Origin of the sequence: Spirillospora sp. NPDC046719 (genome assembly GCF_040645715.1) — a bacterium.
Lineage (GTDB): Bacteria > Actinomycetota > Actinomycetes > Streptosporangiales > Streptosporangiaceae > Spirillospora.
The window spans coordinates 1-14,330 of record NZ_JBEYYT010000235.1 but is presented as its reverse complement, the minus strand read 5'-3'; the positions used below and the strand labels follow the sequence as shown (position 1 = coordinate 14,330).

The window sequence follows — 14,330 nt, the reverse complement described above, 5'->3', positions numbered from 1 at the left end:
TGGGCGTCCACGACGAGGCTGAGCGCGCCGAGGTCGAGGTCGAGGCCGCCGGGGACGGCCGCGAGCGTCCGCCACGCCGCGAGCGCGGACCGGCGCAGCGCCTGCTGCACCTCCACCGGGTCGCGCCCTTCGCGGGCGAGGTGCCGGCCGACCCGCAGGTAGAACGCCGCCACCCGCTCCCAGCCGGCGCCGGGGTCCTCGACCAGGTCGCAGAAGTGCCGGATCCCCGCGACGATCCCGGCCCGCGCCCGCCCGGCCTCCTCGTCGCCGAGCGGCGGATCGCCGCGCCGCAGCTCGTTCAGGACCTCGTCCGCCGCCCGGCCCACCTGGGGCCGCAGCCGTTCGGCCACGCCCGCCGGGACGGCCTCGAAGGGCCGCACGTCCAATCCCGTTCGCACCACGCGTCGATCCCCCTGTCCCAGGCCCGCCGGTCGGCGGCGCTCCCAGGATCGCGGATCGGACCCCGATTCCGATTGTCGCTGGAATAAACCGTTCGGCGCGCCTTCATGGAGTCGACTGACAAAAGCGCAGGCCGGATGACGGTGACGTTTCGCAATTCCTGGAAGACCAAGGAAATCGTCGCCCGGACACGCGTCGGACGGACCATTTCCGCTGCGCTACGGCCGGTCGCGGCCCGGCCACCTGGGGTGCATGCTACTGCTGGAACGTGTCAATATTCGTGATGCGCCATTGGCGGGAATGGTGCACGGCGGTGACGGCGAGCATGGCGGGGAACGTGGTGCTCTTGCCGTCGCTGGTGCGGGTCGTCTGCTGGTCGGCGTAGACGAGGAGGCGGGCGCGGCCGTCGCGGAGGTCGGTGACGGCGCTGTCGGTCACCTTCGTGCTGAGGACGGTCTTCTGCCGCGGCGCGTCGGTGCGGACGCGGGTCATCAGCGCCGCGTACTGGCGGACGGCCGCGCCGGTGAGGCAGGTGCGCGCGGCGGTGTCGGTGCGGCCGGGGTCGGTGTAGGCGTAGGAGAACAGCCGGCCGACCATGTCGGCGACGGCGCCCTTGACCTCGCTGGTGGCGGCGCTGTCGGTGAGGGCGGTGTTCCGGACGGCGGGGTCGGCGCGGACGTCGCGGGCCTGCCGGTGCATCCAGACGCCGGACGCGGCGAGCAGCACGGCGAGCAGCCCGAGGACGGCGGGCGAGGCGGCGGCGGCCCTCCAGCGGGCGCCGCCGAGGATGCGGGTGGTCTGCGCGGCCATGGCGGGCCGTCCTCTCACGTCGTGCCCGTCGGGGCCTGGCCGAGGTCGCTGAGCTTCCAGCCGCCGCCGGTGCGGGCGAGGCGGCCTTCGAGCCGGTTCTGCTTGGTGACGGGGGCGCCGCCCGGCGGGGTGACGGTGGTCTCGACGGCGACGAGCACGCTCGCCTTGCCGGACCGCTCGTCCAGCTCGGAGACGGCCGCGCCGAGGATCCTCGCGGTGGTGACGGTGCGGGCCGTCCGGACCCGGTCGGTGAAGCCGGCGCGGTCCTGGGCGATCTGCTGGTGGAGGTCGCCGGTGGTGGAGTCGAGCCAGGTCCGCAGGCCGGCGTCGACGGTGCGGTAGTCGAGGGTGTTGAGGTTCTGGACGCCCTGCTCGGCGCTCTGCAGGACGTCGTCGCGGGCGCGGGAGTAGGCGTAGGAGCCGTCGTGGGCGGCGGTGTACCAGTCCCAGCCGGCCCAGGCGGCGAAGAGGGCGGCGAGGACGGCGCAGCACACGGCCGTCCGCCGCACGGTGTCGATGCTCCGCACGGTGTCGATGCTCTGCAGGGTGTCCGATTCCGGCATGGCGGGCCTCCCGGTCACGCGGACTTCAGCTCGGTGATGCGCCAGTGGCCGTCGTCGCGGTGCGCGGTGACGGTGAGCTGGGCGGCGGCGGGCGTGCCGTCGGGCTTCCCGGCGCGGGTCGCGGTCTGGTCGAGGAAGACCAGCAGCCGCGCGGTGTCGCCGACCAGGGAGATGACGCCGGCGCGGGTGACGCGGGTGGTGAGCGTGACGCGCTGGGCGGGCGCCTGCCGCGCCACTTGGCCGAAGATCTTCGTGTACTGGGCGGCGGCGGGGCCGGTGAGCACGTCGGCGGCGGCGCGCCGCGCGGCGTCCACGTCGGCTGGCGTGTAGCTGAAGATGCGGCTGAGCGCGGTGGACACGTCGCCGGTGACGTCGGTGGTGGCGACGCCGTCGAGGACGGCCCGGTCGTGCGGGGTGCCTCCCGCGCCCGCGCCTCCGTCGCGGAACCGTCCGGCGACCGGGTGCAGCAGCAGCGCGATCAGGACGAGGCCGAGCGCGATCCCGAGCGGCCTGGCGAGGCCGAGCAGGCGGCTCACCGGGCACCGGCCGGGAGTGCGGTGAGCGATTCGAGCTTCCAGCCGACCGCGGTGCGGACGGCGCCGGCCTCGAACCGCTTGCGCTGCAGGCTGGGCGTGCCGCCCTGCGGGCTGAGGGTGACCTGCACGGACGCGATGACCTGGGCCTTGCCGGCGGCGGTGTCGAGGGAGGTGACGGCGGCGCCGGTGACGGTCGCGGACGCGCTGGTCCGGGACGCGCCGATCTTCGCGCGGTTCGCCGGTTCGTCCCGCTGGAGCTGGTCGTGCAGGGGGCCGGTGGTCGCGTCGAGCCAGGCCCTGAGCCCGGCGGACGGGTCGGACCGGTCCATGGTGTTGAGCGCGGCGATCTCGCGGCCGGTGCTGCGCAGGACGAGGTCGCGCTCGCGTTCGGGGCCGGTCGCGCGGTCGCCGCCCGCCGTGACGAGGGTGAAGACCGTCCAGCCGAGGAAGGCGGCGGCGGCGAGGATCGCGGCCCAGCCGATGAGGCCCCACCCGGCGAGCAGGGGGCGGCGTTTCGCGCGGGCCCCGGGCCGGGGCCGGGGTTCGGCTTTCACGGTCGTGGCCATCAGTGCCCTCCGTTCAGGCCGAGCAGCGCGCTCATCCCGGACGGTCCGGGCGCGACGCCGGGCAGCGCGAGCGCTCCCGGCAGCGCGGCGTCCGCGGGCGCCGACGCCGTCGCGGTCCCGCCGAGGACCGAGCCGGGACGCGCCGCGGCCGGGACGGGCGGGTGCGGGGCGTTGGCCGACCCGCGCACGTTGACCCCGCTGGACGCGGGCGCCGTGCAGCGGGCCGCGGTGTTGAGGGCGGGGCCGGGCGACGTGTCGAGCCCGTTGCGGTACCGCGTCCCGCCGTATCCGGACGTGCAGGGCAGCGGGTCGAAGAAGGTGTTGACCATCCCGAAGTTGAGGCGGCCGTCGTGCGCGACGGTCAGGCCCATCGAGACGGCGGCGGGGAGCTTGGCGAGGAGCTGTTCGAGGCCGTCCGTCCGGGGCTGGAGGACGCGGGACGTGGTGAGGAGGTTCGCGACGAGGACGCTCATCGACGGGTCGAGGTCGCGGACGAGTCCCTGGAGTTCGCCGGCGGCGCCGGGTGCGGTGGACACGAGCCGGCGGAACGCGGGGTCGGAGGCGCGCAACCGCGCCGCCAGCAGCCGGGCGTCGCGGCCGAACGACTTGAGCGCGCCGGACTCCTCGTCCTGCGTGCGCAGGACGGTCTGGCCGTCGCCGATGAGGGAGCGCGTCGGCTCGATGTTCCGGTCGGCGGCCTCGGTGAGGGTGTGGCTGCTGTCCAGCAGCACCTGGAGGTCGGGCCCCTCCCCGGCGAAGGCGCGGCCGAGTTCGGCGACGACCGTCCGCAGCGAGCCGGTCGGGACGGATGCGGCGAGGTCGTTCACGCTGGTCAGCAGGTCGGTGACGGGCGCCGGGGTGGTGGCGGAGGAGCGCGGGATGACCGAGCCCGCGGCGAGGTAGGGGCCGTTGTTCGTGCGGGGCCGCAGGTCGATGTACTGCTCGCCGATCGCGGACCGGTTCGCCACGACGGCCTGGGTGTCGCGCGGCACCTTCGGCGCGGACCTGCGGATCCGCAGGTCCGCGATGACGCCGTCGGCGGTGAGGTCGAGGCCGCCGACGCGGCCGACCGAGGTGCCCCGGTAGGTGACGTCGGCGTTCTTCGCCAGCCCGCCCGCCTCGGGCAGGTCGACCTTGACGACGTAGTAGTCCTTCAGCCCGATGTGGCCGCCGAGGTCGGCGTAGTTCAGGCCGACGTAGCAGATCGCGAGCGCCCCGACGACGAGGAAGACGATGTTCTTGATCCTGGTGCCGATGGTCAGCATCCCGGTCAGCCCCCCTGTCCCGTCGGGCCGCCCGCGGGCCTTCCGTCGCCGCTGGTCGGCAGCGGCGTCACCGGCGGGACGATCTGGGTCCCCGGCTGCGCGGCGACCTGGAGGTACACGTTCAGGTAGTCGCCCTTGACCGCGGGCAGGACGGCGTCGGTGAACGGGTAGGTGAGCATGACCTGCAGCGCGTTCGGCAGGTCGTGCCCGGCGTCCGACAGCCTGCGCAGCGTCGGTTCGAGCGCCTTGAGGTCGGCGACGAGGTCGTCCTTGCTCCGCTCGACGGTCGTGACGGCCACCCCCGACAGCTCGTTCAGCGAGTTCAGCATCCGGACGAGCGCGCCGCGCTGCTCCTCCAGCACCTTCAGGCCGGGCTCGATGTCGTCGAGCGCGACGCCTATCTGGCCTTGGCGCGCGCGCAGGGTGGACGACAGGCGGTTGACGCCGTCGAGGGCGTCGGTGATGCCCTGCTTGTTGGCGTCGAGGTCGCCGACGAGCCTGCGCGCCTGCTCCAGCAGCGACCGGATCTGCGGCTCGTTGCCGTCCAGCGCCTTGTTCATCTCGGTGGTGATGGTGCGCAGCTGCGCGATCCCGCCGCCGTTGAGCAGCATCGACAGCGCGCCGAACACCTCCTCGACCTCCGGGTTCCGGTTGGTGCGCGACAGCGGGATCACCGCACCGTCCGCGAGCCTTCCCGTGCTCGCGGACGGCGCGGGCCCGCCCGGCGCGGCGCCGCCCGGCGCGGCGGCGCCCCCCGGGAGTCCGGTGCGCTCGGGTCCGGCGCTGAGCTGGACGAACTTCTCGCCCAGCAGGCTCGACTGCTCCAGCTGCGCGTACGCGCCGGCGGGCAGCCGGACATCGCCGTTGATCCTCATGGTGACCTCGGCGGTCCAGCCGCCGGCGGGCAGCGCCACCTTCTCCACCCGGCCGACCGCGACGTCGTTGACCTTCACCGCGGACTGCGGGACGAGGTTCAGCACGTTCGCGAACTCCGCCTTCACCGTGTACGGGTGGTCGCCGAGGTCGGCGCCGCCGGGCAGCGGCAGGTCCTGCACGCCGCCGCCGAGCCCGAGCGGGCCGCAGCCGCCGAGCGTCACCGCGGCGAGCGCGGCGGCGAGGGCCGTGTTCCGGGCCCGACGGGTCTTCGCGCGGCTCATGGCGCCCCCTTCCCCGTGCCGCCGGACGGCGCCGCCGGTCCCGCGGGCGCCGCGCGTCCGGTCGCCGGCAGCGGCGGGCTCATCTCGTTGAGGTCGCCGCGGCCCATCAGCGTCCGCGTCGCCGGGTCGTAGGCGTCGAGGACGTTGGTGACGGCGAGCGGCAGGTCGTCCAGCGCCTCGGCGAGGGACCGGCGCTGGTCCGCCAGCAGCTGCGTGATCTTCGACAGCTTCCGCACGTCGGTGCGGATCTGCTCGCGGTTGTCGTGCACGAACACCTTCACCTTGGCGAGGGCGGCGGCGAGCGCCTTGAGCGCCGCGTCCAGTTCCTGCCGGTCGTCGGCGAGGAACCCGGTGACGTCGGCGAGCCGCTGCTCGGCCTGCCGGACCTGCCCGTCGTTGGTCTTGAGCATCGAGGTGAACGTCGACAGGTTCGAGATCGTGGAGAACAGGTCCTTCTGCGAGCCGGAGAGGGTCCGCGCGGCCTGCGCCATCCGCTCGGTCGTGGTGCGGATGTCCTGGCCGTTGCCCTGGAGGTTCTCGGCGCCGGTGCCGAGGACGCGTGACAGGGCGCCGTCCTTGTTCACGCCGTCCGGCCCGAGCTCCTTCGACAGCCGGGTGATGCTGGCGTAGATCTGGTCGAGCTCGACGGGTGTCGCGGTCCGCGCGACGGGGATCACCGCGCCGGCCGCCATCTTCGGGCCGCCGGTGTAGGCGGGCGTCAGCTGGACGTACCGGTCGGCGACCAGGCTGGGCGCGATCGCGACGACGTTCGCGCCCGCCGGGACGTCGATCCCGTGGTCGACCGTCATCTCGGCCCTGACCTGCGTGCCCTCGGCCCGGACGGAGTTCACCGTGCCGACCTTCACGCCGAGGACCCGCACGTCGGAGCCCTTGTAGACGCCGACGGCGTCGTGGAAGTAGACGGTGATCCGGGTCCCGGCCGGCGGCCGCAGGGCGAGGAACGCGATGGCGGCGGCGGCGATGACGGCGAGGCCCGCTGCGACCAGCGAGGCCGGGCCGGCGAGTTTGCGCAGCATCAGTGCCCGCCCTTCCCGGGCGGCATGCAGCCCTTCTCCGGTGTCGTCTTCGGCGCGTAGTCCTTCGGGACGAGCCCGCACAGGTACCCGTCGAGCCAGCGGCCGTTGCCCATCGTGTTGCCGAGCAGCCGCGTGTACGGGCCCGCGGTCTTCAATGCCCGGTCGAGGTTCTCCTGGTTCTTCTGGAGCAGGTCGGTGACGCGGCCGAGCGCGCGCAGCGTCGGGTCGAGCTGCTTCTGGTTGTCGTCGACGAGCCCGCTGATCTGCTGCGACAGCGACTGCGTGCCGACGAGCAGCCCGTGGATCGCCTCGCGGCGCCGGCCGATCTCGCCGAGCAGCAGGTTCCCGTCCCGCAGCAGCGCCTGGACGTCCTCGGTCTGCCCGGACACCGTCCCGGTGATCTGCCGGGTGTTCGCCAGCAGCCGGGACAGCTGCGAGTCCCGGGACGAGATCGTCCGCGACAGCGCGGACACCCCGTCGAGGGCCTGCCGGACGCTCGGCGCGGTGTGCGCGAACGCGCCGGAGATGGCGTCGAGGCTCTCCGCGAGCTTCCGCGAGTCGAGCTGCCCGGTCGTGGTGGCGAGGTCCTGGAACGCCTGCGTCACGTCGTAGGGCGACGTCGTCCGGGCCAGCGGGATCGTCCGTCCCGGGTCCTGGCGGCGCGGGCCGAGCGGGTCGACGGCGAGGTACTTGTCGCCGAGCAGCGTCTTGATCGCGATCGCGACGGTGCTGGCGTCGCCGACCCAGGTGCGTTTCACCCGGAACGCGACCGCGACCTTCGCGCCGGCCAGCCGGACCCCGGTGACCTCGCCGACCTTGACGCCGGCGACGCGGACCTCGTTGCCGGGCCGCAGCCCGGCCGCCTCGCTGAAGTCGGCCCGGTAGGTGGTGCCGCCGCCGATCAGCGGCAGGTCCTTGGCGTTGAACGCCGCGAGCCCGGCGGCGACGAGCAGCGTGATCGACACGATCGCGACGAGGACCGGGTTGCGCTCCCGGACCGGCTTCAGCCGCGGCCGCCTCACGACCCGCACCTCGCCGCGTCGGACCGCACGCCCGACGGCGCCTGGTGGTTCTCGCCCGGGTACTGCTTGTAGGTCACGCCGGTCACGGACGCCTCGCACATGTAGAAGTTCATCCACGACCCGTACGAGCCGATCCGGCCGATCGCCGCCATCTTCACCGGCAGCGTCCGCAGGAACCGGTCGACGGTCGGGGAGTCCTCGTTGAGGTTGGTGGACAGCCGCCCGAGCTGCGCGATGTCCTGCTTGAGCGGTTCGCGGCCCTCCCGGAGGAGGTCGGTGGTGACGCCGGCGAGGTCGTCGAGCGCGCTGACCGCCTCGCCGATGGACGTCCGGTCTCCGGCGAGGCCCGACACGAGCCGCCGCAGCGTCGTGATGAGGCTCGACAGGTCGTCGCCGCGCGCGTTGATGGTGTCGAGGACGGCGTTGAGGTTGTCGATGACCTGCCCGATGACCTGGTCCTTGTCGGCGATGCCGCTGGTCAGCGAGCCGACCGTGGACAGCAGGTCCTCGACGGTCCCGCCCTCGCCCTGGAGCACCTGGACGATCGACCCGGCGAGCTGGTTGACGTCCTTCGGCGACAGCGCCTGGAACAGCGGCTGGAACCCGTTGAACAGCTGCGTCAGGTTCAGCGCCGGGGCCGTCCGGTCGACCGGGATCGTCGCGCCGGGCGGCAGCGCGCCGGCGCCGCCCGTCCCCCGGCCGATCTCGAGGTACCGCTGGCCGATCAGGTTCAGGTACTTGATCGTGGCGGTGGACGAGGCGGGCAGCGCGCGGCCGCGGTCGACCTTGAAGGTGACGAGCGCCTGCCGGCGCCCGACGACCCGGATCCCGCCGACCCGCCCGACCTGGACGCCGGCGATCCGCACGCTGTCGCCGTCGCGGAGCCCGGACGCGTCGGTGAACCGCGCCCGGTACGTCACCGATCCGCCGCCGCCGGTCTGCGCGATGGTGAGCGCCAGCATCGCGGTCGCGACGACCGTCACGACGACGAACGCGAGCGACTTCCACAGCGGGCCGAGCAGTCCCCTCCGGTTCATCGGATCCGCACCTCCGTGCCGCGGTAGACGGGCCCGAGGAGCACGCTGCTCCAGTCCGGCAGGTCCTCGGGGACCTCCTGGAGGCCGGGCGCCAGCAGCTCGTTGACGAGGCGGTTCTCCTCCGGGGAGTTCGGCAGGCCGAGCGCGCCGGGCGCGACCGCGACCGGGGTGGCCGCGTTCGGGGGCGCCGACCTGACGGTGGCGGGGCCGCCCGCCGGGTAGCAGTGCGGGCCGCTCTTGTCGGTGTAGCGGGGCGTGTCCTTGCCGGGGACGTACCGGCCCTTGTTCCGGACGGTCGTCACGTCGACGTGCAGGCCCGGCCGGTCCGTCCCCTTGCCGAGGACCTTGTCCATCAGCGGGATGAAGTCGTTCAGCATCCGCAGCGTGCAGGGCATCTCGGGCGAGTACTTCTGGAGCACCTGGAGCGAGGCGCGGCTGTCGGCGGCGAGCCCGATGAAGTTGGCCGAGTTCTCGTGCAGGAAGTCCGACATGTCCTGCGAGGCTCCGGTGACGGTCGCGTACAGGCGGCTGAGGTCGTCCTTCTGGCGGACGATCGACCGCGTCGTGTAGCTGAAGTCGTTGAGCGCCTGGAGGATGTCGGGCGCCGCCTCGCTGTAGGCATTGCTCACCGCGACCAGCTCCCGGATGTCCCGGTTCAGCGCGGGCAGGCTCGGGTTGATCTTCTTCAGGTAGGCGTCCAGCTCCACGAGGGTGTCGCCGAGCTGCCCGCCGCGCCCGCTCAGCGCCTGCGACACCGCCGTCAGCGTCGCCGACAGCTGCGCCGGCTGCACGGCGGTGAGCAGCGGGTACAGGTTGTCCATCACCCGCTGCAGCTCGATCGCGTTGGACGAGCGGTCCTGGCTGATGGTGCTGCCCGCCGTCAGCCGCGCCGGGCTCGGGTCGGCGGGCGGGATCAGCGCGACGAACCGCTGCCCGAACAGCGTCGTCGGCAGCAGCTGCGCCGTGACGTTGCTCGGCAGCAGCCTCACCTTGTCCGGCTGGATCGCCAGCTTCAGCGTCGCGACGCCGCCGTTGGACGACACCGTCCGCACCTCGCCGACGACGACGCCGCGCAGCTTCACGTCCGCGTGCGGATGCATCTCGCTGCCCGCGCTCGCCGTCCTCAGCGTCACCCAGTCGACCTTGGTGAACGCCTTGTCGTAGAACGCGATCGACAGCCAGACCAGCAGCGCCGGCACCAGCAGGAACGCCACCCCCGCGAGCCGCCGCTCGGCGACCGGCTCGCGTCCCGCCCGCCTGCGCCTGCGGGCCTCGCGCCGGGCGTTCATCCGGCCACCTTCACCGTCGTGTTGGTGCCCCAGACCGCGAGGCTGAAGAAGAAGTCGCTCACGCTGATCAGCACGATCGACGTGCGGACCGCCCGGCCGACGGCCTTGCCCACACCGGCGGGGCCACCGGCCGCGCGGTAGCCGTAGTAGCAGTGCGACAGGATCACCAGGACGCTGAACACCAGCACCTTGAGGAACGACAGCACCACGTCCGTCGGCGACAGGAACAGCCCGAAGTAGTGGTCGTAGGTGCCCGCCGACTGCCCGTTGACCTTCACCGTGACCTCGCGGGACGCGAGGTACGCGCACAGCAGCCCGACCGCGTACAGCGGGACGATCGCGACCGCGCCGGCGATGATCCGGGTCGTCACCAGGTACGGCAGGCTCGGGATGCCCATCACCTCCAGGGCGTCCACCTCGTCGCTGATCCGCATCGCGCCGAGCTGCGCGGTGAACCCGGCGCCGACCGTCGCCGACAGCGCGAGGCCCGACACGACCGGCGCGATCTCGCGCGTGTTGATGTAGGCGGACGCGAACCCGGTGAACGCCGACGTCCCGATCTGCTGGAGCGCGGAGTAGCCCTGCATCCCGACGACGACGCCGGTCGCGAGGGTCATCGCGACCATCACGCCGATCGTCCCGCCGATCACGCCGAGGCCGCCGCTGCCGAACGCGACCTCCGACAGCAGCCGCTGCACCTCCTTGCGGTAGCGGTGCAGGGCGCGCGGCGTCCACAGCAGCGCCTTGACGTAGAAGGTGCCCTGGTCGCCGGGCTGGTCCAGCCACGCGAACCACCGGTTCGGGCCGCCCCTCACCACCGTCAGCAGGCTCATCGCTCAGCCTCCCTTCGGCGGGACGACCTGCAGGTAGATCCCGGTGATCACGAGGTTCATCAGGAACAGCAGCAGGAAGGTGATGACGACGGACTGGTTGACGACGTCGCCGACGCCCTTCGGCCCGCCCTTCGGGTTCAGGCCCCGGTACGCGGCGACAACGCCCGCGACGAACCCGAACAGCAGCGCCTTCGCCTCCCCCACGTAGATGTCGGGGAGCTGCGCCAGGGCGGAGAAGCTCGCGACGTACGCGCCGGGCGTGCCGCCCTGCATCATGACGTTGAAGTAGTAGCCGCCCGCGACGCCGACGACCGAGACCAGGCCGTTCAGCAGCAGCGCGACCGCGACGCAGGCCAGCACGCGCGGCACCACGAGCCGCTGGACGGGCGAGACGCCGAGCACCTCCATCGCGTCCAGCTCCTCGCGGATCGTCCGGGCGCCGATGTCCGCGCAGATCGTCGAGCCCGCCACTCCGGACACCAGCAGCGCCACGATCATCGGGCTCGCCTGCTGGATCACCACCAGCACGCTGGCGGCGCCGGTGAACGACTGCGCGCCGAACTGCTGGGTGAGCGAGCCGACCTGCAGCGAGGTCACCGCGCCGAACGGGATCGACACGAGCGCGGTCGGCAGGATCGTGACGCTGGCGATGAACCAGAACTGCTCGACGAACTCGCGGAACTGGAACGGCCGGCGGAACGACATGCCGAGCACGGTGGCGCCGAGCGCGAACAGCCGCCCCGCCTGGCGCAGCGCGCTCAGCGGGAATTCGCTGATCGGTGCCGCCACGGCCGGGCCTCCTTTCGCGTTCGCATGGTCCAGGAAAACTACTGGCGGGTAAATTCGATTCGCAAGAACCGGGGAGACGAAAATCACCGGCCCCGCGCTCTTCTATCCAGAACTGACATGTTCTTGATGATCATGGATATTTATTTGGCACCGGATAACACGTTCCGCGGCCGCCGGGAGGGGGCGCGCGAACGGCGCGGGACCGGCTATCGTCAAGGCCCACCCCGCGGGAAGGAACCGAAGTGAACCGACGTCATCTCGCAGTCCTGCTGCTCGCGCCGGCGCTCTCCCTCACCGCCTGCGGCGGCGGTGAGGACGACGGCGGCCCGTCGTCCGCGTCCGCCCCGCCCACCCCGGCCGGTTCCGCGGCCCCGTCCGGCGGCGGCACGCCGGGCGCCCCGTCCGGCGCGCCGTCCGGCAACGGTTCCGGCGGGGGCGGCGGCGGTTCCGCCGCGTCCCCCGGCGCCCCGCAGGTCTCCTCCGCGCCGAGCAAGGTCGTCAACGAGTTCGTCGCGTGCATGCGCGCGCACGGCGTCAAGGTCCCCGACGACGTCAGCCACTGGCAGCCCACCTCCGGGCCGGGCGACACCCGCATGCAGGGCGCCCTCCTCGCGTGCATGAAGTCCGCCGGCGCGAAGTGACCGCGCGTCCGCCCGCCCTCATACGCCGGGCTTCGCGCAGGGGGCGGCGCGGGTGAAGGCGTCGCCGATCGCGGGGGACGCGCGCAGCGCCTTCGTCGGCGGCCGGTAGCCGCCGAGCCGGCGCATCGCCGCCCCCGCGTTCGCCTGCGCCGTCCGGAACTCGGGCGTGCCGACCCGGCCGGTGCGCAGCCCGGACGCCGCGTCCCGCAGCTGCCGCCCGGTGGTCTCCAGGTCCTTGAGCGTCGCGTCCAGCACGGTCCGCCCGTCCGCCATCGGCGGCGATCCGGCCTGCTGGAGCCGGGTGCGCACGGTGTCGAGGCGCTTCGCCATCCCGGTCATGTAGGCGGCGATGGCGCGCTCGGACGCGGCGACGTCCTGGGCCTTGATCTTGGGCAGCGGGGAGTCGGTGATGCCCGGCGGCATCGCGCGGCACACCCGTCCCGCCCAGGCGACCGCCGCCCGCGTCGCCTTCCGGCGCGGCTCCGCCTTCGTCGTGGGGGCCGAGCCGGTGGCGGTCGGCGCGGCGGCGGCCGTGGTGCCCGGGGCCCCGCCGTCGTCGCCGCTGCATCCGGCCAGCGGCGCGGCGGCGAGGGACGCGAGGACGAGGCCGGCGATCGCGCGGCGCGCCATGGCGGTGCCCCCGGCCTCGGTGCTCTTGACCTCGGCGTTCACAGCTGGTGCGTCCTGCACGAGCCGGCCTGGTCGAACGCCTTGGCCAGGGCCGGGTCGGTGCGCAGGTCCTTGGTGGGGCCCTGGTAGGTCTGCACCTTCTGCATCGCCTGCCCCGCCTCGGTCACCGCCGCCTTGAACGACTTCGCGTCGGTCACCTTCGCCTTGGCGAGGCCGGTGGACGCGGTCCGCACCGCCGACTCGGTGCCGCGCAGGTTGGCCAGCGCCGTGTTCAGGGCCGCCTGGCCGTTGTCGACGGGCGGCGCGCCCGCGCCCTGGAGCCGGGTCTCCATGCTCTGGAGCCGCTTCTCCATGGCGGTGAGGAAGCCGGCGAGGGCCTTGGCGGACTTCGCGCCGTCCTTCGGGTCGATCTGGGGGAAGGACAGGCCGGCGCCGCTCGCGGTGACGCCGTCGCAGACCTTCCCGGCCCACGCGACCTCCGGCTCGGCCTTGTCTCCGCCGCCGCAGCCGGCGGCGGTCGCGGCCGTCACGGACGCGAGCACGGTGCCGATGATCAATCGCCGAATCATCGAACTCTCCTTCAGGAACTCGGGGTGGTGGGGCAGTTCGAGGTCGCGGGCTTCCCGGCGAGCCGGTCCGCGATGAACGCCATGGCGTCCGCGTTTCCGCGGTACACGAGCGTGATGTGGCTCAGGCCGTTCCACACCTTCCAGGTGAGGGGAACGCCCTCGGTGCAGTACTGCTGCCGGAGCGTGTTCGCCTGATTGAACGCGACGATCTCGTCCGCGTCGGAGTGGTATTGCAGGACGGGCACCTTGATGGGCGTTCCGCCGAGCCGGTTCTCGGTGACGCGGTCCGCCCACGGTTTCGTGCCCAGCGGGTTCGTGGTGAAGTAGTCGGCCACCTTCTTGCCCGGATAGTTCAGCAGCAGTTCGAGGGTGCAGTCGTGCTGCTGCATTCCGGCGACGGCGGCTTTTCCGGCGTCGTTGAGATAGGAGGCCAGATTCAGTTCCGGGTAGGCGTTGTCGAGGCCGATCAGCGCGTCGAGCAGGAACCCGAACGGCTTCTTGCCCTCCAGGCCGAGCGCGACCAGTGCGAGGTTGGCGGGGACGCCGCCGCCGACCACGCCGACGAGGTTCAGCTCCGGCGCGTAGGTGGGCTGGAGCTGCCCCGCCCACATGGCGGCGCCGCCGCCCTGCGAGTAGCCGCGGAAGACGACCTTCGCGTCCTTCGACAGGCCCGCGTCGGGCAGCCGCTGCGCGGCGCGGACGGCGTCCATGAGGGCGGGCCCCATCGACTTCCCGGCGACGTAGGTGGTCTTCGGGTCGGCGTGGTAGCCCTCGTAGTCCGGGACGGCGACCGCGTACCCGGCCTGGAGCATCTCGTTCAGCGCGGACTGCTCGTAGAAGGCGCCCTCGTCGATGAACTTGGACGGGGCGCACTGGAACGCCGGGCCGCTGGTGCCGGGCCCCCAGCCGATGATCGGCGCCTTCGCCCGGTCCGCGTTCTTCGGGACCAGGACCGTCCCGGTGACCGCGTCCGGCCTGCCGAGCGCGTCCGTGGACAGGTACATGACCTGCCAGGCGTCGGCCAGCCTGCGGGCGGTGGGCGGGCCGGCCTTCGACGGCCGGGACCGGATGACGTCGCCGGGCGCGCCGGCGGGCAGCGGGTCCGGCGGCGTGTAGAAGGCGTCGCCTGGCGGAGCCGGGTCGGACGCGGCGAGGCCGGGCTGCGCGAGGCCGGACGGGGCGGCGAC

At 73.1% G+C, this 14,330-nt stretch carries 17 protein-coding genes; 1 reads left to right on the top strand and 16 read right to left on the bottom strand.

The window, feature by feature from the left end:
* The 13 genes from ABZ914_RS31825 to ABZ914_RS31765 all read right to left on the bottom strand — a co-directional run.
* The coding region (locus ABZ914_RS31825; RefSeq protein WP_500197741.1) for a PucR-like N-terminal domain-containing protein at positions 1–401 on the bottom strand (401 nt) is incomplete at its 3' end.
* Between the two features lie 253 nt (positions 402–654).
* Positions 655–1,209, bottom strand: a complete 555-nt coding sequence (locus tag ABZ914_RS31820; RefSeq protein ID WP_500197739.1) for a hypothetical protein — start codon at positions 1,207–1,209, stop codon at positions 655–657.
* Between the two features lie 14 nt (positions 1,210–1,223).
* Positions 1,224–1,772, bottom strand: coding sequence for an Rv1363c family protein (locus tag ABZ914_RS31815; RefSeq protein ID WP_500197737.1), 549 nt, complete (start codon positions 1,770–1,772; stop codon positions 1,224–1,226).
* 14 nt (positions 1,773–1,786) lie between these two features.
* A complete protein-coding gene (locus tag ABZ914_RS31810) occupies positions 1,787–2,308 on the bottom strand; it encodes a hypothetical protein (RefSeq protein ID WP_500197735.1) in 522 nt (173 codons plus the stop codon).
* Complete coding sequence (locus tag ABZ914_RS31805; protein WP_500197733.1) at positions 2,305–2,874, bottom strand: hypothetical protein; 570 nt, start codon at positions 2,872–2,874, stop codon at positions 2,305–2,307. Before ABZ914_RS31805 ends, ABZ914_RS31810 begins: the two co-directional genes overlap by 4 nt.
* Positions 2,874–4,139 carry an MlaD family protein gene (locus ABZ914_RS31800; protein WP_500197732.1) on the bottom strand — a complete coding sequence of 422 codons (1,266 nt, stop codon included), beginning with the start codon at positions 4,137–4,139 and terminating at the stop codon, positions 2,874–2,876. The genes ABZ914_RS31805 and ABZ914_RS31800 overlap by 1 nt, the downstream gene beginning before the upstream one ends.
* A 5-nt stretch (positions 4,140–4,144) precedes the next feature.
* Entirely contained in the window at positions 4,145–5,296 is a 1,152-nt protein-coding gene (locus ABZ914_RS31795) for an MlaD family protein (protein WP_500197730.1), read from the bottom strand.
* Positions 5,293–6,333, bottom strand: coding sequence for an MCE family protein (locus ABZ914_RS31790; RefSeq protein WP_500197728.1), 1,041 nt, complete (start codon positions 6,331–6,333; stop codon positions 5,293–5,295). Before ABZ914_RS31790 ends, ABZ914_RS31795 begins: the two co-directional genes overlap by 4 nt.
* Positions 6,333–7,355, bottom strand: coding sequence for an MCE family protein (locus ABZ914_RS31785; protein ID WP_500197725.1), 1,023 nt, complete (start codon positions 7,353–7,355; stop codon positions 6,333–6,335). Before ABZ914_RS31785 ends, ABZ914_RS31790 begins: the two co-directional genes overlap by 1 nt.
* The gene (locus tag ABZ914_RS31780; protein WP_500197724.1) at positions 7,352–8,392 is read right to left on the bottom strand and encodes an MCE family protein; all 1,041 of its coding nucleotides are present in this window, start codon (positions 8,390–8,392) and stop codon (positions 7,352–7,354) included. The genes ABZ914_RS31785 and ABZ914_RS31780 overlap by 4 nt, the downstream gene beginning before the upstream one ends.
* On the bottom strand, positions 8,389–9,681 hold the full coding sequence (locus tag ABZ914_RS31775) for an MCE family protein (protein WP_500197721.1): 1,293 nt from the start codon (positions 9,679–9,681) through the stop codon (positions 8,389–8,391). The genes ABZ914_RS31780 and ABZ914_RS31775 overlap by 4 nt, the downstream gene beginning before the upstream one ends.
* Positions 9,678–10,514 carry an MlaE family ABC transporter permease gene (locus tag ABZ914_RS31770; protein WP_151545729.1) on the bottom strand — a complete coding sequence of 279 codons (837 nt, stop codon included), beginning with the start codon at positions 10,512–10,514 and terminating at the stop codon, positions 9,678–9,680. Before ABZ914_RS31770 ends, ABZ914_RS31775 begins: the two co-directional genes overlap by 4 nt.
* A gap of 3 nt (positions 10,515–10,517) precedes the next feature.
* The gene (locus tag ABZ914_RS31765) at positions 10,518–11,303 is read right to left on the bottom strand and encodes an MlaE family ABC transporter permease (protein WP_500197719.1); all 786 of its coding nucleotides are present in this window, start codon (positions 11,301–11,303) and stop codon (positions 10,518–10,520) included.
* Between the two features lie 242 nt (positions 11,304–11,545).
* On the opposite strand from ABZ914_RS31765, the gene ABZ914_RS31760 reads away from it, so the two are divergent.
* A complete protein-coding gene (locus ABZ914_RS31760) occupies positions 11,546–11,944 on the top strand; it encodes a hypothetical protein (RefSeq protein ID WP_500197716.1) in 399 nt (132 codons plus the stop codon).
* Positions 11,945–11,962: 18 nt separating this feature from the next.
* On the opposite strand, the gene ABZ914_RS31755 is transcribed toward ABZ914_RS31760, so the two are convergent.
* From ABZ914_RS31755 to ABZ914_RS31745, 3 genes are all read right to left on the bottom strand, one after another.
* Positions 11,963–12,616 carry a hypothetical protein gene (locus tag ABZ914_RS31755; protein WP_500197713.1) on the bottom strand — a complete coding sequence of 218 codons (654 nt, stop codon included), beginning with the start codon at positions 12,614–12,616 and terminating at the stop codon, positions 11,963–11,965.
* Positions 12,613–13,143: a hypothetical protein gene (locus ABZ914_RS31750; RefSeq protein ID WP_500197710.1), complete on the bottom strand. Its 531-nt coding sequence runs from the start codon at positions 13,141–13,143 to the stop codon at positions 12,613–12,615. The genes ABZ914_RS31755 and ABZ914_RS31750 overlap by 4 nt, the downstream gene beginning before the upstream one ends.
* An 11-nt stretch (positions 13,144–13,154) precedes the next feature.
* Positions 13,155–14,330: lipase family protein (locus ABZ914_RS31745; RefSeq protein ID WP_500197707.1), on the bottom strand; the 1,176-nt coding region annotated here is incomplete at its 5' end.